This window comes from Planococcus daihaiensis (genome assembly GCF_049262615.1).
Taxonomy (GTDB): domain Bacteria; phylum Bacillota; class Bacilli; order Bacillales_A; family Planococcaceae; genus Planococcus.
On record NZ_CP175504.1, the window covers coordinates 1,576,285 to 1,600,038 of the forward strand.

General features: G+C 45.3%; 23 protein-coding genes and 1 pseudogene. 4 read left to right on the forward strand and 20 right to left on the reverse strand.

The window, feature by feature from the left end:
• Window positions 1-808 precede the first annotated feature (808 nt).
• Window positions 809-1,333 (forward strand): ankyrin repeat domain-containing protein, encoded by a 525-nt coding sequence (locus DHX103_RS07505; protein ID WP_422124654.1) that lies wholly within the window; start codon window positions 809-811, stop codon window positions 1,331-1,333.
• A gap of 63 nt (window positions 1,334-1,396) precedes the next feature.
• Complete coding sequence (locus DHX103_RS07510) at window positions 1,397-2,500, forward strand: hypothetical protein (RefSeq protein WP_422124655.1); 1,104 nt, start codon at window positions 1,397-1,399, stop codon at window positions 2,498-2,500.
• 110 nt (window positions 2,501-2,610) lie between these two features.
• On the opposite strand, the gene DHX103_RS07515 is transcribed toward DHX103_RS07510, so the two are convergent.
• The gene (locus DHX103_RS07515; protein ID WP_422124656.1) at window positions 2,611-2,946 is read right to left on the reverse strand and encodes a hypothetical protein; all 336 of its coding nucleotides are present in this window, start codon (window positions 2,944-2,946) and stop codon (window positions 2,611-2,613) included.
• Window positions 2,947-3,046: 100 nt separating this feature from the next.
• Here DHX103_RS07515 and DHX103_RS07520 point away from each other — a divergent pair, with 100 nt between their 5' ends.
• A complete protein-coding gene (locus DHX103_RS07520; protein ID WP_422124657.1) occupies window positions 3,047-3,487 on the forward strand; it encodes a hypothetical protein in 441 nt (146 codons plus the stop codon).
• Between the two features lie 77 nt (window positions 3,488-3,564).
• Here the strand turns inward: DHX103_RS07520 and rlmH are convergent, their stop codons facing one another.
• From rlmH to rpsF, 18 genes and pseudogenes are all read right to left on the reverse strand, one after another.
• Window positions 3,565-4,044, reverse strand: a complete 480-nt coding sequence (gene rlmH / locus DHX103_RS07525) for a 23S rRNA (pseudouridine(1915)-N(3))-methyltransferase RlmH (RefSeq protein WP_422124658.1) — start codon at window positions 4,042-4,044, stop codon at window positions 3,565-3,567.
• An 89-nt stretch (window positions 4,045-4,133) separates the two neighbouring features.
• Window positions 4,134-4,355 (reverse strand): CxxH/CxxC protein, encoded by a 222-nt coding sequence (locus DHX103_RS07530; protein WP_422124659.1) that lies wholly within the window; start codon window positions 4,353-4,355, stop codon window positions 4,134-4,136.
• A 250-nt stretch (window positions 4,356-4,605) separates the two neighbouring features.
• The gene (locus tag DHX103_RS07535) at window positions 4,606-5,109 is read right to left on the reverse strand and encodes a DinB family protein (protein ID WP_422124660.1); all 504 of its coding nucleotides are present in this window, start codon (window positions 5,107-5,109) and stop codon (window positions 4,606-4,608) included.
• Between the two features lie 283 nt (window positions 5,110-5,392).
• Window positions 5,393-6,607: a S1C family serine protease gene (locus DHX103_RS07540; RefSeq protein ID WP_422124661.1), complete on the reverse strand. Its 1,215-nt coding sequence runs from the start codon at window positions 6,605-6,607 to the stop codon at window positions 5,393-5,395.
• A 179-nt stretch (window positions 6,608-6,786) separates the two neighbouring features.
• A complete protein-coding gene (locus DHX103_RS07545) occupies window positions 6,787-7,575 on the reverse strand; it encodes an MBL fold metallo-hydrolase (RefSeq protein WP_422124662.1) in 789 nt (262 codons plus the stop codon).
• Between the two features lie 12 nt (window positions 7,576-7,587).
• Complete coding sequence (locus DHX103_RS07550) at window positions 7,588-8,400, reverse strand: two-component system regulatory protein YycI (protein WP_422124663.1); 813 nt, start codon at window positions 8,398-8,400, stop codon at window positions 7,588-7,590.
• Window positions 8,387-9,724, reverse strand: coding sequence for a YycH family regulatory protein (locus DHX103_RS07555; protein ID WP_422124664.1), 1,338 nt, complete (start codon window positions 9,722-9,724; stop codon window positions 8,387-8,389). The genes DHX103_RS07550 and DHX103_RS07555 overlap by 14 nt, the downstream gene beginning before the upstream one ends.
• 68 nt (window positions 9,725-9,792) lie before the next feature.
• A pseudogene (gene walK / locus DHX103_RS07560) lies at window positions 9,793-11,547 on the reverse strand (cell wall metabolism sensor histidine kinase WalK); the annotation flags it as partial.
• Window positions 11,548-11,552: 5 nt separating this feature from the next.
• Window positions 11,553-12,260 (reverse strand): response regulator YycF, encoded by a 708-nt coding sequence (yycF, locus tag DHX103_RS07565; RefSeq protein ID WP_422124665.1) that lies wholly within the window; start codon window positions 12,258-12,260, stop codon window positions 11,553-11,555.
• Window positions 12,261-12,702: 442 nt separating this feature from the next.
• Window positions 12,703-13,992, reverse strand: a complete 1,290-nt coding sequence (locus DHX103_RS07570; RefSeq protein ID WP_422124666.1) for a peptidoglycan DD-metalloendopeptidase family protein — start codon at window positions 13,990-13,992, stop codon at window positions 12,703-12,705.
• A gap of 447 nt (window positions 13,993-14,439) precedes the next feature.
• Window positions 14,440-15,726 carry an adenylosuccinate synthase gene (locus DHX103_RS07575; RefSeq protein WP_422124667.1) on the reverse strand — a complete coding sequence of 429 codons (1,287 nt, stop codon included), beginning with the start codon at window positions 15,724-15,726 and terminating at the stop codon, window positions 14,440-14,442.
• A 132-nt stretch (window positions 15,727-15,858) separates the two neighbouring features.
• Window positions 15,859-17,214 carry a replicative DNA helicase gene (gene dnaB / locus DHX103_RS07580; protein ID WP_422124668.1) on the reverse strand — a complete coding sequence of 452 codons (1,356 nt, stop codon included), beginning with the start codon at window positions 17,212-17,214 and terminating at the stop codon, window positions 15,859-15,861.
• Window positions 17,215-17,226: 12 nt separating this feature from the next.
• Window positions 17,227-17,676 carry a 50S ribosomal protein L9 gene (rplI, locus tag DHX103_RS07585; RefSeq protein WP_422124669.1) on the reverse strand — a complete coding sequence of 150 codons (450 nt, stop codon included), beginning with the start codon at window positions 17,674-17,676 and terminating at the stop codon, window positions 17,227-17,229.
• A complete protein-coding gene (locus DHX103_RS07590) occupies window positions 17,673-19,649 on the reverse strand; it encodes a DHH family phosphoesterase (RefSeq protein WP_422124670.1) in 1,977 nt (658 codons plus the stop codon). The genes rplI and DHX103_RS07590 overlap by 4 nt, the downstream gene beginning before the upstream one ends.
• A gap of 13 nt (window positions 19,650-19,662) precedes the next feature.
• Window positions 19,663-20,622 carry a YybS family protein gene (locus DHX103_RS07595; RefSeq protein WP_422124671.1) on the reverse strand — a complete coding sequence of 320 codons (960 nt, stop codon included), beginning with the start codon at window positions 20,620-20,622 and terminating at the stop codon, window positions 19,663-19,665.
• A 658-nt stretch (window positions 20,623-21,280) separates the two neighbouring features.
• Complete coding sequence (rpsR, locus tag DHX103_RS07600; RefSeq protein ID WP_422124672.1) at window positions 21,281-21,517, reverse strand: 30S ribosomal protein S18; 237 nt, start codon at window positions 21,515-21,517, stop codon at window positions 21,281-21,283.
• Between the two features lie 51 nt (window positions 21,518-21,568).
• Window positions 21,569-22,054 carry a single-stranded DNA-binding protein gene (ssb, locus tag DHX103_RS07605; RefSeq protein WP_422124673.1) on the reverse strand — a complete coding sequence of 162 codons (486 nt, stop codon included), beginning with the start codon at window positions 22,052-22,054 and terminating at the stop codon, window positions 21,569-21,571.
• 50 nt (window positions 22,055-22,104) lie between these two features.
• Window positions 22,105-22,392, reverse strand: a complete 288-nt coding sequence (gene rpsF / locus DHX103_RS07610; RefSeq protein WP_144839723.1) for a 30S ribosomal protein S6 — start codon at window positions 22,390-22,392, stop codon at window positions 22,105-22,107.
• A 254-nt stretch (window positions 22,393-22,646) separates the two neighbouring features.
• Here rpsF and DHX103_RS07615 point away from each other — a divergent pair, with 254 nt between their 5' ends.
• The gene (locus DHX103_RS07615; protein WP_422124674.1) at window positions 22,647-23,210 is read left to right on the forward strand and encodes a DUF3267 domain-containing protein; all 564 of its coding nucleotides are present in this window, start codon (window positions 22,647-22,649) and stop codon (window positions 23,208-23,210) included.
• 69 nt (window positions 23,211-23,279) lie between these two features.
• Here the strand turns inward: DHX103_RS07615 and DHX103_RS07620 are convergent, their stop codons facing one another.
• On the reverse strand, window positions 23,280-23,654 hold the full coding sequence (locus DHX103_RS07620) for a gamma-glutamylcyclotransferase family protein (protein WP_422124675.1): 375 nt from the start codon (window positions 23,652-23,654) through the stop codon (window positions 23,280-23,282).
• Between the last annotated feature and the right edge of the window lie 100 nt (window positions 23,655-23,754).

Consider the following 23,754-nt stretch of genomic DNA (forward strand, 5'->3'; position numbering starts at 1 on the left):
TAACAAAGATGAAAGGCTATTGAAAACAAGGGCAGAAATACATCAGATTCCATACAAAACAATCACTACTCGGTATTATTGCAGCAAATGAGGATATGAGCTATTAAAATTAGCAAGAAAAAACCACCAAATGCCTTCGGTCTAAATCTAACTTACACATCCCCTACATTAATCCTCCTCATAACCTCATAATACAAGAAATAACACAGGCAATTTCAACAACTTATATCGCAAATTTAAAATGAATGTGATGTATGTACGGCTATAGTAAATGTATTAGTCGCTCGAGTAACACTTCTTCTTCGTGTCTCGTTAATATAGTTCAAAGCAAAAAATAGTTTTTTATGCCTACTAATAAAAATTAAATGAATATAAAATACTATTAAATAGATTATATCGATTAGCAAATATGATATAATTTACTGTTATTAAATTTATTCTAAGACTATGGAGGGTATATATGAAAACTAGTTACTGTAGACACTGCGATTTTTCATTAGACAAAAATTACAAACGTTGTCCTCATTGTCAAGGATTGGCTCCTTGGATTGAATCCTACTGTCCCTCATGTAGCTCTGAATCTTATGTATTACAACCATATGGATTTGATAAAAGCAGAGCGTTAGCAGGGGGAATCGTGGCAGGTCCACTAGGATTCTTTTCAGGATTTATAGGCGCATCAGATATTGAATGCATATGTCTCGAATGCAAACAAGGCTGGCTCATCTCACCGACTAATGGTGTTTCTCCAACAAGGCGGTTTAAAGAAATACCAGAAGAATGTTTCTAGTAAAAGGAGGAATAGAGTATGTTTTTCAAAAGATTAGCTGAATTAGCTGATTTGGCTGACGCAACTTGGTCGTTCGATACAGAGAGTAAACTTTTTAAAGCAATAATAGCTGGTAACAATAATGAAGTTAAAGAGTTATTAAAAAGAAAGATAGACTGGTCAAGAGCTACAGTTCGATCAGGAAGCTTGTTACTGTCGCTTGCAATGGACGATGACGCTATGTTGAAAGACCTATTAGAAGCGGGAATCCCTGTAAATGCTAAAGATAGTGAAAATATTCATGCGCTTGCATATGCTATATACAAAAATAATTATTATACTGTGGATTTACTTTTAAAGCATGGGGCCAAAGTAAATATGCGCTTTGGGCAAAACCAGAGAAACCCTATTATGGAAGCTGTGATTAGAGGTGTTGACCCTAAAATCGTACATAAGTTGATGGAATACGGGGCCAATCCAAATGCGGCTGATCTAAATAATCAGACTGCAATATCGGTAGCCGAAAATCAAAATCAATATTTACTTGTATATTTAAAAGTTTAAAATTATGAGTAGTTCTCCCCCAGCATTTTGCCATGAAAAAATTATTAATTTGGAGGTCCACATATGAAAAACACCTTATATATAATCAGCTTAAGTATTCTTCTTATATTTATATTAGCTGGTTGTAACAATAATAACAGCACCAGCAGTAATGATAGTGATACTAGCAGTGATAATATTGAGAACAGTAGGGACACCGAGAAAGATGATGGTCTTTCAAATTCAACAGAGACTACAAACTTTTCTATTGATGATGTAAAAGGTTTGTGGTTTAACGAAGAATACGGTCCCATTGATATACAATTTTTTGACGATAATACAGGGAAAATCGTATACATAAACGGAGTAGAGAATCTCTCTTATACATTTGAAAATATAAAAGTAGAAGATGATAGCATTGTATTAACCATTACTGGATCCAATCTTGAGAACGTTAATCCTTATGATATGGAGTTTACACAACTAGAAGATGAAAGAATAAGTGTATATGACCATGCATTCCAATACACTGTACCTTACAATAGGATGACTGAAGAGTATGTCTTAACTAATTATGATTATGTTTCAGCTGTGACAGAGAATACGTCTGATGAAGAGTACGATAGTAGTGATGTGGTAATTACAGACGAGGAATACGATGTTACTGTTGTCCAAGAGGTAACTGGTAGTTTAGAAGTATCTAAGGATGGCAATCCTGATATAGTCGTTTATGAGACACCATCCCTAAATTTGTTGGGAAGAGAAATATTAGAATCCTTTTTTCAAAAGGAAGGATTAACTTATTATTACCAAGATGGTTTAGATAGAGTCATAGCTATCAGAAATATATATAGGGAGCCAGAAGAACGTGAGTTCAGACTAGACATTATGATGGATTGGAAAATTCCTTTAGAAGAAATGGAAGAAAAGTATAGTCTAGAAAATCAACAACATGTTCTTTTAACACACCCTTTTGACCAGTCAGGAGATTACGATAGTGGATACTTTTGGTACTTTGCTTTTGCTCTACCTCCTGAACACCAAGAATTGCATGAAAAACTAAATGCTCACATTAAAAATATGTTAACAGACGGGTCACTCCAGAGTGCTACAGCAAAGTATAATAGTAGTTCATCAACCATATTACTACCAGAATCCATGGATATTGAAGACTTTTTCGGCAACTGACTTGATCATTGCTTAGAAACCAAAGGATTAGAAGAGGCATGTACCTATGCCTCTTTATTTTTATCCATGTAAATCTTTCCATAGAATCTACTCGATAATGGTTTTTCATTTCACAAATGCTCTTCTGCTAACTTTTCGATAATTTGTCTCGTCCTTGCAAAGACGCGCATTTTCTTGCCGTCGGAGCATGAGTGGTACCTCTTTTCCAATCTTTTAATGGTACCGATGCTTAAGTCGATTATTTCTGCCATCTTTTTCTGCGTTAGCTGATATGAAGTACGGTACTGATAAAGGTGTTCGCCAAGAACCCGAGCGATGTCTTCATCAGGCTCACCGTAAAGTTGCCACAGATCATCAGTATTCATCCATTGGTTTTCCGCATACAACAATTCATTCTTGTCAAAATTTACTCTAAGATATTCATCAAAAGATACCAGGTCCATCATGTCTCAACTTTTTCAACACAAAGTCTGTTCCTCAAAATATTTTTCACAACAAATGCAGCTTCTCTATTTGAATTAGCCATTGTTATATGAGCAACGCCGATTGTTAAAAGCTATCAAACAGAGCCCGCAATTTATAGAAAATATCAGTACCAAGTTAATGGCTGATCTTGACTTAGCTGCAATTTTTGCGCAAAAATTAAAAGAGCAGCAACGAGAAAAAGCAGCCCTTTCCCAAGAGCTGCTCGCAATAGAACATGAATTGTCTTTCACAAGCACGCAGCCGATAAACCTGATGGCTCTGCATTATTTGGTTAAAAATATCGATGAAATAATGAAGCAAGCCGACCCGCAGGATAAAAAAGAACTTTTACGATTGCTTATTAGAGAAATCGAAATTACACCTTCGGCCGTCAGTCGTAAAGAAGGTCGTCAGATCTCAAGAATTTATCTTCATTTTGACTTCACTCCGTTGGGGGGTAAAAAAAAGTCCAAACCCCTTCTCTTGAAGATGGCAAAGTACACTGCTGATAAGCACGTTTAATTGTCTTTATTGAACAAACGAAATCCAACGAACAAAGAAATAAGGGACTTATTAGAGTTCCTTTTTCTATTTTGCCCCTACTTATGATAAGGTTCATTCTTCATAATTCTGAAAGCCCGATACACCTGCTCTACCAAAATCAGCTTCATCAATTGATGCGGAAACGTCATCTTTGAAAACGACAGTTTCTCATCGGCGCGCTTCAATACTTCATCGTGCAAGCCAAGCGATCCACCGATGACGAAGACGATTTTGCTGCGGCCGTAAGTCATCAGGGATTCCAGATCCTTTGCCAGCCCTTCCGACGTTTTCATCTTGCCGTCGATTGCCAGCGCAATCACATAGGCATCAGTCGGGATTTTGGCTAGGATCCTTTCTCCCTCTTTTTTCTTAACAATCTCCATATCCGCATCGCTCAATTGCTCCGGCGCTTTTTCGTCCGCTACTTCGATTTCGTTCATCTTGCAGTAGCTTCCGAGCCGTTTTGTATATTCTTCTATCCCGGATTTCAAGTATTTCTCTTTCAGCTTTCCTACAGTGACAATTGAGATATTCACAAGATATCCCCCTTTACAGTAAATTTACAAACAAGTTATCCACCATTGTTATACACATATCCACAGGCACTTCTACATCTTGTGGCAATTTATGAACTGGCCACAAGATACAAAGCGGGCTCTTCGCAGTAATCACAGATTGTGGATAACTTTTCCTCATCTGATAATTCTGTTAGGATAGGATAACTTTCGGTCTTTGCGACGAATACATCCAAGCCATGTTCCACATGGGTTTTGCAGCATTTAATCTCCATTTTTTTCATTCCTTTCGATTTCCGAATATTCCACACAGTTATGCACATTTCATTCATATTTATCCACAAGTCATTGTAACAGAAGAAACTCGATTCGTATAATCATCTTTTTTTCTACCTGTGGATAGTTGTCCCATCTCGTTTTACAAGAAAGTTATCCACATGTTATTTTTTTGCGTTTCCGAACGATACAACTGTATTTCACTGTTTTCATTAACAAATTTTACAATAATATTACAAAGTGAATAAAGGTCTAAGAAAAATTTTACACAAAAAACCGCAGAGCCAAACAGCTCCGCGGTGAATTTTATACCTCTGGCGGCTCTGCACCCATCGCAGCCCATTCTTCTTTTGCCGGTCCGTAAAGACCTGGCACTTTCAATCCCGCCTGACGCATCAGCACCGTCATTTGCGCACGGTGATGCACCTGATGCAGCAGCAAGACCTTCAATATCGTGGCCACGGTCCATTTTTCGCCGTACATATCGTATTCTTCCTCCAGCGTTTCATCTGTCCAATTATTTTTCATCGCCATGATCATCGACTGATTCGTAAAACGGTACGCTTCCGCAATTTCTTCCGCCGTGTCCGGTACCGGCTTTGTAAAATCAGCGGCCGAGAACTTCAATCCCGTATGTTCGACCATTTCTTCCAGTGACGTTGCCAAATGCCAGCCGAGACGCCCGAGATTCCGGTGGCCTTCTGTGAAATTCTTCTGCAGCGATTCGTCCGTCAATGCATCCAGCACCTGCTGCGTTCCTTTAGCTTCTTCTTTCCACGTTGCATAAAAATCATTCATCGTTCTGAACATGTCCATCCCCCGTTCATCAATTTCTCGTCTCTGTTAAGTTCGCCTGAAATCTTATTTTTCCTGCAATAAAAAGAACCGGAGATTTCACTCCGGTTCCTTCCTGAATAAAAAAGTATATATTTTAGAACTTAATAATACTTAGAATAGCAGGATATACCTTGTCCAGACTCCAGCGCCCAGATTCTAGTGTCATAAGCCACTCTGGCTATGTGGCAAAAACACGCCACTTCGCCAGATCGTCTTATGCCCGTCGAATCTACACGGGCGCTTACGCTTTTCTTTATTATTGTAATGAAGAATTGTCCACAAGCTCGAATTCGAACTCCAACAGTTCACCGTCACGGTAAGCTCTCACCTGCAGGCTTTCCCCGATTTCCTTTTCTTCATACAGATGCTTACGGAGCGCGATGCTGCCGTCGATCGGTTCACCGTCCATCTCCACGATGACATCATACTCCTGAAGACCCGATTCAGCGGCGCCGGAATCCGGCAGCACCGAACTGACAACCACGCCCGAAGTGACATCGTTCGGCAGATTCAAGGTGTCTTCACGGTACATCTGCGGCACCTGCTTCAAATCCAGCAGCGTAATGCCCATCGCCGGCCGCACCATCTCACCATCTTCCTCAAGCGCTTCGATAATCGGAATGGCCAGGTTGATCGGAATCGCAAATCCGATGCCTTCCGCGGTCTCCGTGATAATCTTCATGGAATTGATGCCGATCAGCTGGCCGCTGATATTGATCAGTGCACCGCCGCTATTCCCCGGATTGATGGCTGCATCCGTCTGCAGCACGTCGACCTGCCAGTCGATCACATTGTCGCCATCGATATCAACCGGCACTGCCCGGTCCGTTCCGGATACCACTCCTGTCGTTACCGAGCCATAGAAATCAAGGCCCAGCGGATTCCCGATGGCAATGACCGTTTCCCCTTGCTTCAGCACATCCGAGTCACCGAACTGGGCGACGTCTTCTACACCTTCACTATCCATGCTCAAAACAGCCAAATCCGTCCAGATATCACTGCCGACAAGCGTTGCCGGTTTTTTCTCTCCATCTGCCATCGTCACTTCAATATCATTGGCACCGGTCACGACGTGATGGTTCGTAACCACATAAGCTGTGCCGTTTTCAATTTTATAAATGACTCCCGAGCCTGTTCCAACTGCCTGGCTTGCTGATTCGGAAAAGAAATCCGATGCCGCCTGCAGATTGGTGACGCCGACCACTGTATCATCAGCTATTTCCACAGCTTCCGTCACGTCATTTGTCACTTCCACTGAACGTTGCCGTATTTGCCCCTGCTCACCGCTGTCCACTAGCTCCTGCTGGTTTTGGGACGATTGCGTATTGGATCCGGGCATCAATTCCGGCCGCATAAAACTGAGCACCACGATAAGCAGCGCACCGACCAGGACGCCGCCAAGCCCTGCCAAAAATGTGTGTCCCCGGTTCGGGCGCTGTCTGCCATTAGGTGTCTGATCGTAATACCCCATCTGCTCCATCCTCTCAAAAAACTTTCTTTCCCTAATTTTATGAATAGAATTCTGACAATGCAAGCTTGAGCTCTTTGTAGAAGCAGATATAGGTAGAAGGCTTCCCGTCCGCTGAAATGAAGAGCCGCTCCTATTTTAGCCCATAAAAAAGCGGGAAGCTCATCCGCTTCCCGCTCCTTTCAAACAAGTGCTAACTTGGTCGCCACATTCGCATCCGTATCCAGCAAATCCACATACTCGCCGACAATGATGCCTTTGGTCTGTAAGGTCTGCTCTACGCTCATGCGCGCCAAATCCTTCATATTATTATCTTTGCTCAAATGCGACAAGTAAATTTTCGTCGGCTTTTCAGCCAGCACTTCGCTCATCGCCACTGCCGCGTCTTCATTGGATACATGTCCGACATCGCTCAGAATCCGGCGCTTGACCGACCACGGATAACGGCTCATCTGCAGCATGCCGACATCGTGATTGCTTTCGAACACATAGGCATCGGACGCCTGGATGATGCCTTTCATCTTATCGCTGACGTAGCCCGTATCTGTAATCAATGCCAGCTTGCGCCCATTTTCATGGAAAACATAAAACATCGGATCGGCAGCGTCATGGGATACAGCAAACGATTGGATATCCAGTGATCCAAAGGTTTTCACCGTGTCCATGTCGAAATGGAAACGTTGTTCCACCGCGATGTTCCCGACCAGATTCTCCATCGCCAGCCAGGTTTTGGCATTGGCGTAGATCGGCACTTTGTGTTTGCGGGCCACAATGCCAAGCCCCTTGATATGGTCGCTGTGTTCATGGGTGACCAGAATGCCATCCAAATCGCTCATCTTTTTGCCGATGGAAGCGAAAAGTTCCTCCATCTTACGGCCGCTCAGACCGGCATCCACCAGAAATGAATGCTGCTCATTTTCTATATAGATGGCATTGCCGCTGGAGCCGCTTGCCAATACACTAAAACGCATAGTAAAAACTCCTTATTCCGAACCTTCTTCTTCCGGCTGCTTGAATTCGATGACCCCGTCTTTGATGGCATTCACATAATAATCCGCAGTCGAGCCATCTTCGAGTTCCACCAGGAACCTCCATGTCGGCAGGAACATCCGTGTGTCATCTGACACTGCCACGTAGACCGAATAGCCAAGGTCTGCGGATGTGATAGTGGAATTCTGCTGCAGCATTCCGTTTTGATAAAGCGTTTCAATGGCTCGTTTCGGAGATATCAAATCTTTGGCTTGTTCATTCTCCACCAGATTGGTATAAAGCGTTTGTTCATAGCGGATTGCCTGACCGTCACCATTCCAATAGAGGGTCACTCTGCCGCTATCACTATGATACAATGTTTTTCCTTTGATTTCCTGGAAAAAGACTGCCTTGTTTTCTTCTTCGACAACCTCCCAAAGCGTATACTTCTCGCCTTCATAGATGTTCGCTGCAAGAAACTCTTCCAGGCTGTCTTTGTCCAGCTCATCGCCCAGGCTGATCGGTTCATCGAATGAAACATCCAATAAATAATCGTCCACTATCGTGGCCTCTGAATCCTCTACCAGCACCTCTTCATTCGTAAATGCTTTTCGGGTGCCGCTGATATAGGGTTCATCCCCGGGATCCGACTGCAAATCTTCCGGATAAGTGATCTTATCGCCTTCCAGTCGCTCATCCACTTGTGGTTCAGCCAGTCTCGAAAAGTTTTCGGCTTCTGTATAGCGGTCCACATACAGGGTATACAAAAAGATATTCAAAATGGAAAAGACGATAATGAATATCGTCTTGGTTCTACTCCAATCCAAATGGTCCTCCCCCTAACACTTCGTTCGATAATTTCAGCCATATTCCATCCGTCTTGAAATACCATGTCGGCTCGACAAGCATCAGCCGGTCCACATCATTGGAATTCCGAACCAATTCGTAGCCCGGTATCACGTCAGTGACAGCGGCCTTTTCTTCTTCTTCCAGCCGCGACAATGCTGCGAGAACCGTTGTTCCGGAAGCGAGGTCTTTATCGATTGTTCTGCCTGTAGGTTCGAGCACGTAGATTGGCCGGTCATAGCGGAAGACCTGTTCTTCGCCACCCGCCATTCCCCATTGCACATCCATGGCAGTCGATATTGACGACCCGAAAACCGGAAGATTATTGATGAACAACCTGTATTCGATTTCCTGGCTGATCGGTTCCATGCCAAAATAACGATACTCATTTGTCCATCCGCCGTGATCATTGATAAAGCCGATTGTATTGAAAACCAGTTCTGATGGAATTGCCGGGTCAGCGGTTTCCGCTTTTGACTGAACATAATTCAAGCTCTTTAAAGCGGATTCTTTTTCGAGAAATGCGCCGGTATTATCGGTATAGCCGCCGTCGATTAAATTTCTGGCAGGCTCCACACTTCCGGCAAACAATCCTCTGGCGTATTCTTCCAGAGGTGTTTCTTCATAAAGATAAACGTAACTCGACGTATCCATGGTGTCAGCCGGCACATAAATTGGCAGCATGCCGATCGATTCGTCTGTTATATAGAGAGGATACTGTTCTGCAGGATTGATTATGCTTTCTTCAAAACTCGCGAAATCATTTATCTGAACAGTTCCCTGGTAGATGCGCCCGGATTCGGAATTGACAAAATGAATGACAAGTTCGCCATTGGCCGCACTTTCCCAGTTAACGACCATTCGATTGAATGTTGCTTCCGGCACGTTGGTATCTGAGATCTCCATCAAGGTATCAAAAACCGGAAACGGCACATTGCCCGGATAATACAACACGGCCCGTGAAGGGGCATGCATTATTTCCGTCATCTCTTCAGCTGTCGCTTCATCCGTCTGCAGGGACAGGTCACTTATCTCCCATTGTTGGCGCATTAAACTCAGAAATAAATCGATTTCGTCTTTATTGACCGTCCCGTTGACGGTTGCCTCGTTATGGTAAAGAATTTTTGTCGGCTGGACGATCTGTTCAATTTTCTTTGTTTCGCCCACATCAATATCAATTGCAGGTGACGGTTCAATCGCCACCAATGTAGACGGCGTGAAATTCCAAATGATAAAAGTTAAGCCGATGCTCAGGGAAACCAGCAAAAATAAGACAATCGACTTGATCTGTTCGATGTACTTCATTCCCACTCACCTCCGTCATCTGTTTCGAACGGCAGCGTGAAGAAAATTTTCGTTCCTTTTCCATATTTGCTTTCCGCCCAAATGGTTCCGCCGTGGACATTGATCACTTCTTTGGAAATGGCGAGCCCCAGTCCGGTACCGCCCATTTCCCGCGAACGCGCCCGGTCGACCCGATAGAAACGATCGAAAATCTTATCGAGATTATCTTTCGGGATCCCCATGCCCTGGTCGCTGATTTCCGTCTGCAGCAGGCCATTCTCTTCACGCACTGTGAAGGAAACCTTGCCGCCTTCCGGTGAATATTTCAAGGCATTGGAAATAATATTATCAAACACCTGCGTCATCTTATCAGGATCGATTTCAACAAAATAAGGGATTTGCGGCATATCACGCTCGAACGTGACGTTCTGTGATTTCGACATCTCGAAACGGTCAATAATGCGGTTGAAGAACACTTTATAATCGACCATTTCTTTATTCAGCTCCGTTTCACCGGAATCCATTTTGGACAATTTCAGCAAATCATTGACCAGACGGATCATGCGCTCTGTTTCAGTCTGCGTCACATTCAGAAAGCGCGGCGCCAGGTCTTTGTCCTGCCACGCACCTTCGGCAAGCGCTTCAAGATAGCTGCGCATGGTGGTCAGCGGCGTCCGAAGTTCATGGGATACATTGGCGACGAATTCGCGCCGTTCCATATCAATCTTTTCCTGCTCCGTATTATCATGCAGGACTGCAATCAAGCCGTTTACAAAACCGGTCTCTTTCTGGATAACTGAAAAGTTCGTTCTCAGCAATGCACTCTGTTCGTAAGTGCCGAAATCGAGTGTAATGGCATCTTTCATATGAATCAAATCTTCAAACGTATATTCACTTTCCAGCCCTAAAACCGCTGTAATGGGACGATTCAACACCGTTTCACGTGAAACATTCAACAGGCGGAGAGCCGGATCATTGATCAGAATAATTCTTCCTCTGCGATCCGTCGACAACACCCCATCGGTCATATTCGCCAGGATGGAAGCGAGTTTTCGGCGTTCACTTTCCGTCGATTGCTGGGATTCCTGCAGCCTGTTCGTCAGATGGTTAAACGCTTTCGCCAATTGGCCGATCTCATCGTCGCCATAGACACGAACTTTACGTGAAAAATTCCCTTTAGCCATGGCTTGTGCGTGTTTTCGCATATCCGAAATCGGTTTGGAAATGGTTTGTGCCACCAGAATCCCAAGAATCGCTGTAATGACGAGTGACAGAGCCGTCCCACCCGCCAGGATGGAATTGATTTCATCCATTTGATCATAGACGTTCTCCACTTTCGATTCCAAGTACAGAGTGCCGAGCAATTCGCCCCCCGCCGTAACGATTGGCTGGGTCGCTACCCACACACGGCGGTCGTTATCTTCGTTTATCTTGATTTGTTCCTGTGGTAAAGCTTCGACAATCGTTTTTCGGACCAATTCATCTGCCGACCTTTGCCCGATCAGCGGCTGTTTCTCAATCGCTGACGATCCCAAAATCCGGTAGCGCGAATCCACTATCCGTATTTCCGAGATATCCGAGGAGTTAAAACCGCTCAACACCGACCGGAGACTTTGTTCCACAGTCAGATCATCGTCTGTCCGGGTTCTGATTATTTCTTCTTTAACACTGAACTCGATAATTTCCATCCGGTCCATAATCGATTCTTGAAAGTTATCGATCAGCCTGTCTTCTAATTGATCTGCAAAATAAAGGCCGATAATCTGCATCGCCAATAGGATCAGCAAGATATAAATCAGCACGATTTTCACATGAATTGATTTGAAAAAAGTTACTTTCTGCATTCACTCTACTCCTGTTCAGGATTTCGCAAATAATACCCTACACCGCGGCGCGTCACTATCCAGCCCGGATGGCTCGGGTTATCTTCAATTTTCTCGCGCAAACGGCGGATTGTAACATCTACTGTGCGTACATCGCCAAAATAGTCATAACCCCATACGGTCTGCAGCAAGTGCTCGCGTGTCATGACCTGGCCGATATGCTTGCCGAGATAATGCAGCAATTCAAACTCCCGGTGAGTCAGTTCAATCGTTTCTTCGCGTTTCAGCACCAGGTAGGCATCCGGCTGGATTGTTAAAGCCCCCACCTGAATATCATTTGAATTCGGGCCCGCTTCTTCCGAAGGGACGATATTCTGGCGGCGCAGGTTAGCTTTGACGCGTGCCACCAATTCCCGCGTCGAGAATGGTTTTGTCACGTAATCATCGGCGCCGAGTTCCAGGCCGAGCACTTTATCTATTTCGGAATCTTTCGCTGTCAGCATAATAATCGGAAAATCGTATTTCTTGCGCACTTCACGGCATACTTCCATACCGTCGCGGTTGGGAAGCATGATGTCCAAAAGCATCAGATCCGGCTTTATTTCTTCCGCCAATTTGATCGCTTCATCCCCGTCATATGCACAAACCACGTTAAATCCTTCTTTCTTCAAATTGAACTGCAGGATATCCGCAATCGGCTTTTCATCGTCCACTACCAAAATCGTCTTATTCATCAATGATCTCCCCTTTTTTGAATAGAAATTCCCACCCTGAGTCTAAACTTTTCTAATTTTACTTTATCACTGTTCTGGCTGTTTAGCATCTCTCATTCACCGCAGGATATTTCCCGGGAAATAATCAACCGTTAATCACCAAGATATCGTTCGTTATGTGGGAAGCAGTCTATAATCGTGCCTATATAGCTTGAAATATGCCGTTTCGGTGCTTTGGACAGAGCTAAGATATGGAGCAAAACAGCGCAGACGCCATGGGGACCAAGCGAAGTGCTGAGATCCGCTCGGGCGAAGTGAAACGAGACCGAGTTAGCTCAGCGCGAGCCCCCAGGCAAGCGCAGCTGTTTTGCGGAATATCGGCTACTATAGGTTTATTAGTTCAATATAAATATACAAATGCCAGCAGAGAAAAATTTGGCTTTTCCCTGCTGGCATTGCTGTTTTATTGGCTTATATAATTCAAGGGATCCTTATTAACCCCGTTCTCGTGAATTTCAAAATGCAGGTGGATTCCTGTAGAGCGGCCCGTTGTTCCCATAACGCCGACCTGGGTGCCTTGTGTCACTTTGTCGCCGACTTTTACATCGATGGAATTAAGATGGGCGTAAATCGTTTCAAAGCCATTATTATGGTCAATGATGACGTGGTTGCCGAAAGTGCTGTGCTTGCCGGCAGTCTTCACGACGCCGTGGTCAGACGCAAGAATGCCAAAGTCGTCCGGCTGTGCGATGTCGATGCCTTGATGCTGTCTGCCCCAGCGCGGTCCTTTTTTGCTGGAAATGTATCCGCCTTGTGCCGGCCAGGAAAACTCACCGGTGCCAACTGATGGCAATTCTTTCACCCCGTTCAACACCACTTTTTCGATGGGCTCAACGATGACATTTTCTTCAATTACTTCCCGCTCCAATTGTTCACCGTCGCTTTCAGTGATTGAGTAAAGAACTTGTTTTTCGCCGTCTTTCCCTTTTTGTTCCACTTCCGATTTGCCGATAAACAACTCATTGTCTTCTTTCTCGACAGTTTCGAATTTCACGCCTTCTTCCACTCGCTGCTGTTTTTCAACTGTAACCGTGATTTCTTTTGCTTCCAGTAACAATGCAGCTGCTTCTTCCGAAGTGCTTATCGTTTCCGGATCCGCCTGATCGCTTGTGCCGGAAATACTTTCTTCTATATTAATGGCCGTGATTTGTGTTTGACCCGCTTCGAGTTCGGGTAAACCATTTCTTGTACGCTGATTTTTTTCCGATTGATCCAATTCTTCAGGGCTTGCATAAGCAAGCAGCACTTCACGGATGGCTGCGTCGTAAGCTGAACGGTCTTTCAGCTGCGCTATTACTTCTCCGTCCAGAGTCAATGCAAATGTCGAAGCTTTAACAGCCACTTCTTCATCCAATTGCTCAAGGATTTCCTGTTCATTTTTCTCTGCCGGTTCAAAAACCCGCTCGGCAATCATGTTAAAGCTTTCGTCCGGCTCCAAATTCAACTCTTTGAAATCTTCCTCGGCACGAGCTACTTTTGCCGACACAAGTTCTTCGACTTTGTCGCCTTCATTAACAGCACCTACATAGTCTCCGTCATTATAGACATGATAAATTGTTTCGAAACCTTCATCGCCAAGGCTTTCTGCTGCTGCAGGATTGGTATGCATCCCCATCACCAGAAAAACCGATGCTGCTATTTTAATAAGATGTGAGCCATTGATATTGAAGCTCTTATCGCTAAAGTTTTTCATATGGTACTTTAAATCCCCTTTCACTTACAACTTCTTCTTCCATTTCTCTGATTCAATCAAACCTCCATCACTTTATCATAAACTTATACCAAAATAACATGAAACTGCCCACTGTAACTAAAACGTTATATTACTTACTTTTTATTACATTTAATGGGTTTTATTAGGAATTAAATTTATATAATTAGGATTTTTTTATTATCATGAGCAATAAAATAGGATATTATAGGGAAATATCCGTCATTTTTGTCACATTACTGTAGCATTCTGAATATTTACTTATGGATGTTTTATTAACATAGTAAAAAAATCAGTCAAATTGCGCACGACCTTATAACCTATATCTCATTTGGGTCGATTGATGAAAACCACATTTTTTGCAGTCAAAAAAAGCCGGACACAGTTGTGCCCGGCTTTTTGATGGTTTTTTGTTGTCGCTTTTCCTTATTATCTCCAAACACTGGTTACAATGTTCGTCTGGTTGCGGTCAGGTCCGACTGAGAAGATCGAGATTTGAACGCCTGTCAATTGCGCGATGCGCTCCAAATAATGGCGCGCGTTTTCCGGCAACTCATCAAGCGATTTGCAGCTCGTTACATCTTCCGTCCAGCCTGGAAGTTCTTCGTAGACCGGCTCACAATCAGCAAGCATGCGCAGGTTCGCCGGGTATTCCGTGATCAGCTCGCCCTGGTAGCGGTAAGCTGTACAGATTTTCACCGTATCGAGACCTGTCAAAACGTCGATCGAGTTGACCGTCAAATCCGTCAATCCGCTGACGCGTCTAGCATGGCGTACAACAACGCTGTCGAACCAGCCGATGCGGCGCGGACGGCCAGTCGTTGTGCCGTATTCTTTACCGACAGTACGGATCTGGTCGCCGATGTCATCGAATAATTCTGTTGGGAACGGCCCGTCTCCGACACGCGATGTATAGGCTTTGCAGACACCGATAACATGGGAAATCATTGTCGGTCCAACGCCTGCTCCGATGGTCACACCGCCCGCAACCGGGTTAGATGACGTAACGAATGGATAAGTGCCCTGGTCGATATCGAGCATAACGCCCTGTGCGCCTTCAAACAATACGCGGCGGCCTTCGTCAAATGCATCGTTCAATACTTTCGATGTATCCGTCACGTATTTGGCGATTTCCTGGCCGTATTGATAATATTCTTCCATGATTTCTTCGACAGTAAAACCTTCTGTTTCGTAGAATCTCTCGAACAGGCGGTTTTTCTCTATCAAGTTCATGCGAAGTTTTTCTTCGAAGACGACATGATCCAGCAAATCAGCCATACGGATTCCGACACGCGCGGCTTTGTCCATATAAGCCGGGCCGATGCCTTTTCCGGTCGTGCCGATTTTATTGGCGCCGCGGCGCGCTTCTTCCACTTCATCCTGCTTGATGTGATAAGGCAGCAAAACGTGCGCGCGGTTGGAAATGCGCAGGTTTTCTGTTGTTACGCCACGATCGTGAAGGCCTTTCAATTCTTTGACCAACGCTTTCGGGTCCACGACCATGCCGTTGCCGATCACTGATACTTTATCTTTATAGAATATTCCGGATGGAATCAAATGCAATTTATATGTTTCTCCACCAAAAATGATTGTGTGCCCGGCGTTATTTCCGCCCTGATAGCGTGCAATCACTTCTGCGTGCTCGGATAGAAAATCCGTGATTTTCCCTTTTCCTTCGTCTCCCCATTGCGTTCCTACTACTACGACTGATGTCATTGTCCGCACCTCCGACAGGCTTGCGCCCTTGTTTCAAACAGTGTCCATTGTACCAATGAAAACTTTTTTCGTCAATCAAAAACCAAAGAAAACACGAACATCAAATGTGTTTCCACATTTAAACGTTCGTGTTTAGAAGTCGCCGCCGGATTCGTGCTGACTCCAGTCGATGCTGACGAATTTATTGTATTCTTTCACGAAAGCCAGCTTCACCGTGCCGGTCGGGCCGTTCCGCTGTTTGGCGACGATGATTTCAATCATGTTCTGGTCTTCCGTTTCCTTGTCGTAATAATCTTCCCGGTACAGAAACGACACAATATCGGCATCCTGCTCAATACTTCCGGATTCACGAAGATCCGACATCATCGGCCGCTTGTCCTGGCGCTGTTCCACTCCACGGGACAGCTGTGACAAGGCGATGACCGGAACTTCAAGTTCACGCGCCAGGCCTTTCAGCGAGCGGGAAATATCCGATACTTCCTGCTGGCGGTTTTCACCGGATTTGCCGGGCCCGGCGATCAACTGCAGATAATCGATCATGATCATTCCGAGGCCGTATTCCTGTTTCAACCGGCGGCATTTCGCGCGGATATCATTAACGCGGATACCCGGTGTATCGTCGATGAAAATTCCGGCATTCGACAGACTGCCCATCGCCATCGTCAGCTTGCGCCAGTCTTCATTTTGCAAAGCACCGGTACGCAGCACCTGCGCGTCAATATTGCCTTCCGCACAGAGCATACGCATGACGAGCTGTTCTGCACCCATCTCGAGACTGAAGATCGCCACATTTTCATCGGTCTTTGTCGCAACGTTCTGCGCGACGTTCAGCGCAAATGCCGTCTTACCGACAGAAGGCCGTGCAGCCACGATGATCAGGTCGTTGCGCTGAAACCCTGCCGTTATCTTATCGAGGTCCTTAAAGCCGGTAGGGATGCCTGTGACGTCCCCTTTGCGGGTATGCAGCAATTCGATGTTGTCATATGTCTTCACAAGTACATCTTTTATATGAATAAAATCGCCCGCGTTTTTACGGCTGGACACTTCCATCATTTTCTTTTCCGCTTCAGCAAGCAATGCTTCCACTTCATCTTCGCGGGTAAAACCGTCTTCCACAATGGAAGTGGCCACGCGGATGAGGCGGCGCAGCAACGCTTTTTCTTCCACGATATGGGCGTAATGGCCGACGTTCGCCGCGGTCGGAACCGCATTGGCGATTTCCGTCAAATACGATAGCCCGCCGACATCTTCCAATTCCTTTTTAGCGGATAGCTCTTCCGTGACTGTCACCACATCGATCGCTTTTCCGCGATCCGATAAATTGATCATGGTCTGGAAGATTTTCTGGTGCGCGATGCGGTAGAAATCTTCCGGCATGACAATTTCCGCCACCGAAATTAAGGATTGCGGCTCTAAGAATATGGCACCAAGAACCGATTGCTCGGCTTCCTGGTTATGCGGAGGGACACGATCCATAACATCATTCATCGGTCCATCCCCTTACGCTTCTTCTATTACATGAACTTTGAGCGTCGCTGTTACATCCTGATGCAATTTTACCGGCACATTAGTGTAGCCGAGTGCACGGATGGCGTCATCCAACTCCATTTTGCGTTTGTCCAATTTGATGCCGTGAGTTTTTTCCAGTTCCTTCGCAACTTGTTTCGTTGTGATTGAACCGAATAAACGTCCGCCTTCACCGGATTTTGCTGTCAGCTCGATTGTCAGGCTTTCCAGCTCTTCTTTCAATTTCTGGGCTTCCGCCAATTCCTGCGCAGATTCTTTTTCCTCTTTTTTCTTCTGGCCGGCCAATTGGCTGATTGCTGCCTGATCGGCTTCTTTCGCCAAATTGTTTTTCAATAGGAAGTTATGTGCATAACCGTCCGCCACATTTTTAATTTCACCTTTTTTGCCTCTGCCTTTTACGTCTTTCAAGAATATAACTTTCATTCGGATTGTTCCCCCTCATAAGTTTCTGAAATTGTTCGTTTTACGTGCTCAATCGCCTCTTCAATGGTTGCTTCCGGCATTTGCGTCGCCGCATTTGTTAAATGGCCGCCGCCGCCAAGGTTTTCCATAATGACCTGGACATTCACTTCTCCAAGCGATCGGGCTGAAATGCCGATGCCGCCTTCGCCCCGTTCCGCGATGACAAACGATGCGTTAACGTCTTTCATCGTCAGCAGGATATCCGCCGTCTGTGCGATCAGCACCGGGCTGTAAACCTGCCCTGGCTGACCGTGGGCAATGGCGATGCCGTTGCCGACAAATTCCACCGTTTCAACAATTCGCGCGCGTTCCAGATACGTGTCCATATCTTCTTTCAGGAGGCGCTGCACCAGCACGGTGTCTGCGCCGTTTGCACGTAAATAGGATGCCGCTTCGAATGTACGGGCGCCTGTCCGCAATGTAAAACTTTTCGTATCCACGATAATTCCCGCAAGCATGGCTGTTGCTTCCAGCATCGACAGCTTCTCATGTTTCGGTTGATATTCAATTAATTCCGTTACCAGTTCGGCGGTGGAAGATGCATATGGTTCCATATAAACAAGCATGGTGTTGGTGATGAATTCTTCGCCTCTGCGGTGGTGGTCGATCAATACGACTCTTTCCATCCGCTGAAGCAGCCGCTCTTCGATGACCATTGACGGTTTATGCGTATCCACCACGACGAGCAGCGAATTATCCGTCATATCGGCCAACGCCTCTTCCGGTGTGATGAATTGCTCGAAAAGATCTTCATCCTTTTCGATTTCCTCCATCAGGCGGCTGACGCTGCGGTCGTATTCATCAAAATCAAGGACGATGCGGGCTTTGACCTGGTTCATCGCCGCCATTTTGGCGACCCCGACCGCGGCCCCGATGGCATCCATATCCGGCATCTTATGCCCCATGATAAAGACCTGATCGCTGTCCTGGATCAAATCGCGCAAAGCGTGCGAAATGACGCGAGCTCGAACCCGGGTGCGTTTCTCGACCGGGTTGGTTTTGCCGCCGTAAAACTTCACTTTTCCACTCGGATGTTTGATCGCCACCTGATCGCCTCCGCGGCCAAGGACCAGATCAAGACCCGATTGCGCCATGCTGCCAAGTTCGACAAGCGATGCCGAACCGGCGCCCACACCAATGCTCAAGGTCAGTGCCAGATTATCCTTCGCCGTCACTTCCCGGATATCGTCCAGGATGGCGAATTTCGACATCTCCAATTGTTTCAGAATTGATTCATTAAATACAGCCATGAAACGGTCTGACGAAACCCGTTTGACGAAGATGCCGTGCGTCGCTCCCCAATCATTGACAAGCGAAGTGACCAGACTGTTCAAATTGCTGCGCGTCTGATCGTCCATGCCCTGGGCCAATTCATCGTAATTATCGATGAACAGGATTCCGATGACGGTGCGATCCGCGTAATACAAGGTTTCGATTTCCACTTGTTCGGTAATGTCGAATAGATAGAATAACCGGTCATCCGCTTTATAATAGACGCGGTATTTCCGATCGCCGAGCGTGATCGTCAAGTCCCGGATTTCTTCTGATTTCACCAATGTATGGAAATCATCCGACAAGCTGTAGATCGATCGGCCGATCAATGTGTCATAGTCAAGTACCGTACTGATGTATGGATTTGCCCATTCAATATTGAAATTATCATTCGCCAATAAAATACCGATCGGCATTTCCAGCAACGCCTCTTCCCCGACTTTTTTCATCCGGTAGGAGAGGCTTTCAATATGTTTTTCGGTTGCTTCGTACGTCCTTCTTTCTATCAGCCACGCAGCTATAAAAGTGGCTGTGAAAAGAAAAAAGAATATCCCCGCAGCCAGTTCTGATACAAACGCAATCAGAATGGTTGCGGCTAGCCCCAATATCAGCAACGCGAATAGCGGGTACCTCAATTTTCTTTTCCTAAAAAAAGCCGACATTCATTTCAGCTCCTTATTTCCCTTTAAAATCATGTGCCTTTTTGACCCAGCCCCGGATATCGAATCCGAGGTCCACGATTCCAACGATTATTGTAAATGCCTGTAACGGCAAGGCCAAAATTGTGACGACAACCGTCACCCATTTCGGCCAGCCTTCCTGCTTGATATAGAAATGATAGAAAGATATTCCCTGCAGGAACAACAACATCTGTAAAAGCATGGTCGCATTCATGAACGCTAAATAGACAATCGTTCCCTGTTCCAATTCCGTCAGCAATGAAAGGAGTAATACGATTAAATAATACCATAATACAGATTTCGGCAATTTCATATTATCAAATGACGGAAATTTTGGAACCGCGATGCCCAGCCGTTTTAGAATCGGCAAATTGATCAGCAGATGGATCCAGACAGTCAGAAAAACTGCCATAATGAGCAAGGTTGGCATCAATGTTTCCAATGATGTAAGCATTTGCCTCGAAGTTTCATTGTATTGTTCAACCTGCTCTGCGTCGCCGCCAAGCCGTTCCATCCATTCGCCGCCTGTAGCATAAGTCGCGCGGGCAGATGTTATAAATTCTTCTATAACATTGATGCCGAGAAGCCAGATGGAAATCACATATTGTGCCATGACCGACAACAGCGTAACAAGGCTTGCGCTGATGAACATGAACAATTTACTTTTCCGGTAATAAATTGACAGGCCAATAGCCAGCCCCAATGGCAGATAAATCAGTGCCAGCGGAAGCGACAAAATGCCGCCGATGATAAAACTGAGAAGCAGACAGACCGCTGCAAACAGCGTGGTTGGTTTCCACGGATATTTTGCGCTGTACCAGGCGGCCGGCAAAGCCAGAAACAAAGTGGTTATTACATTTAAAAGAGGAACGTATACAGAAATGGCCAACAATACCGTAAACACTGCCGCCATCAAAGCACCATTCGTTATTTGTCTTGTGCGTTGATTTTGCATGAAGCTGTTTTTCCCCTTCTTTCGGGTTTATTTCATCCTTATAATTGTAACACGATTGCAGAACCTGAACAAAAAAGGGCAACAGTCATCAGGGCTGCGGCGCCCAAATTATGTTGATAAATGTTCCTATATGTATGAAAACACAAAAAGACCGGTTTCCCGTTCTTTTTGTAAGGCTGTCGAAATACTGACTACTTCTTCAATCATTTCGCTCTAGGCGGACGCTTTCCGCGGGGAGCTCAGTATCTAACGAAAAACGATGCTCCTGTCTCTGCATCGCTGCGCTAGCTTCGAGACATGAAAAACCGTTGCAGCGTTACACGCTTCGTCGCAAAGGTTCGACCGAATGTAGGCTTCATTTTGGTTCAGTGCAGAAATGAATTGACTACTTTCTCACATGTAACAGACTTATAGGATATTTTTTTACCAGAAAGCAATCTGAGATATGGAGCAAAACAGCGAAGACGCCATGGGGACCAAGCGAAGTGCTGCGATCCACTCGGGCGAAGTGAAACGAGACCGAGTTAGCTCAGCGTGAGCCCCCAGGCAAGCGAAGCTGTTTTGCGGAATATCGGCTACTAAAGTCCATTTATTTAATATATATAGTTAAAAGACAACAAAAAAAAAGACCGGTTTCCCGGTCTTTTTGAAATCGTTATTATCTTTCTTCCGCAACAAACGGAATAAGTGCCATGATACGTGAGCGTTTGATAGCGATTGTCAACTTACGTTGCCATTTAGCGCTAGTGCCTGTAACACGACGTGGCAAGATTTTTCCTCTTTCAGAAATAAATTTCTTCAATAGGTCAGTATCTTTATAGTCGATGTGTGTGATGTTGTTTGACGTAAAATAACAAACCTTTTTACGCTTTTTGCCTCCGCGACGTGGTGCCATATCGAATTACCTCCTTTTTGCTAAGATTTTAAGCCCTTTGGCCAGTTCCTCTTAGAACGGCAGATCGTCATCTGAAACTTCGATCGGTCCGCTGTTGTTTGAGAATGGATCCTGGTCTACACGGGTCTGATTATTTTGTTGACTTGGCTGACTTGTCGGTTGGTTCTGCTGATAGGATGGCTGTTGCCCTTGTGAACGGTCTGAACCGGCTCCGGCGCTCCGCGGTTCAAGGAATTGAACGCTGTCCGCCACCACTTCAGTCGTATAAACACGCTTTCCATCCTGTCCCTCGTAGCTGCCCGTCTGGATGCGGCCTTCAACACCTGCCAAGCTCCCTTTTTTCAGGAAGTTCGCTGTGTTTTCAGCTTGTTTGCGCCAAACAGTACAGTTGATAAAATCCGCTTCTTTTTCACCTTGCGCATTGGAGAATGTCCGGTTTACAGCCAGTGTAAAACGTGTCACCGCCGCACCGCTTGGTGTGTAGCGCAAATCTGGATCTTTTGTCAGCCTTCCGACTAAAACAACTCGGTTAATCATCAGAATTCAACCTCCTTTAAGTCAAAATTATTTACAATTCCATATGGCGCTTACGCGTCTTTGCGTACAGCGATATGGCGAATGATGTCTTCGTTAATGTTCGCAAGACGTGTAAATTCGTTGATAGCTTCAGAGCCAGCGTTAAGTTTAACGATCTGGTAGAAACCTTCACGCAAATCGTTGATCTCGTAAGCTAAACGACGTTTACCCCATTCTTTCGACTCGATGATTTCAGCACCGTTAGTAGTAAGGATTTCGTCAAAACGCTCAACTAGAGCTTTTTTCGCTTCCTCTTCAATAGCAGGCTGAATAATGTACATTAGTTCATACTCTCTCATCGTGTTGTCACCTCCTTATGGACTTGGGCCCTACTGATTTCAGCGGGCAAGGAGCAAGCAATTAAAAATATTACTCACATCACTGTATTGTAGCACAAACGGCTATGCCCTGCAACTGTCATTTCCACCGGATTATCCGCTATACTTTTATTAGAATAGAGGAAATTCAAGGGCAGGAATTGGATCAGCGAAGAATAAACCCCTTCCCCCTTCCCCTTTGCCCACCGAATTTCCAACCAAAAGGAAGTGAATCCGTGAAACCTTCATCCATCATCGAACTCAAATTGGAAGAAATCGCGCCGAAAATGCTGTGGATCAATATCTGGCTGCTGATCGGTTTTGCTGTCGCTTATCACCTTTTCGCAGAGCCGCTGCAATTCAGCTTTTCCCTCTGGGGCATTGCCTATTTTACAGTCGGCTATATCGTGTTGGTTCTCTTGCATGAATTTTTTCATCTGATTGGTTTCATCGTGTTTGGAAGAGTACCGCTTTCTTCGCTCAGTTACGGCATGGAATTGTCCAAGGGCTACGCCTATGCCACGAGCAGTTCACCGATTCAAAACAAGCGGATGCGCAAAGTATTGCTGCTGCCTTTTTGGACGACTGCGGTCATTCCCACCATCATCGGTTTTTGGCTGGAAGACCAGGTTCTCGTGCTGCTCGGAGCGATGCTCGCTGCCGGGGCCGCCGGCGATTTTCTGATGTACAATAAATTGCGCAAAGTAAAAGACGAGGCTTGGATTCTTGATGATCCTTCACAGCCCCGCCTTTATGTATATGATGAATATCCGGATTCCGGAGATTCATCGATTTCTTGATGTGTGTGCTTTTCTACTGTCCAGACTCCGACGGCCCAGCTAGAAGGCAGAACAGGCGTTAACGCTTTTCTAAACGTATGCAATATCCCAAACGCCGCTTGAAATTTTCGTTTTCAATAAGTCTTTGTCTTTTGCCAGATAAACCGTGGCTTCCAGCACTTCGCCGTTTACTTCAACAGGAATCACCGATTTCTCATAAAAATCAGTCGCTTCATCGCCCGTACAATCTTCCAGAAAGTCGAGTGCCGGCCACAGCACTTCCGGAATTTCATAAACTTCCCCGTGAATCTGATCCGCTCCATCCAGGCTCATCGCCGGATAGCCGAGCCCAGTATCATAAAGCGAACCTGCAGCAACCGCCTGCTCAGCTTTTAACGAAGCTTCCTCCAGATAGAAATTGTATTTCCCACCAGTCTTTAACGTTCCATATACAAATAACAGCATGTTTTTTCCCTCCAAATTTAAAAACCGGATGCAAAAAGGCATCCGGTTTGGTTTATTATTCCTGACTCGGTATGTCGCCGGTGTTATTCTTGAGTTGTAT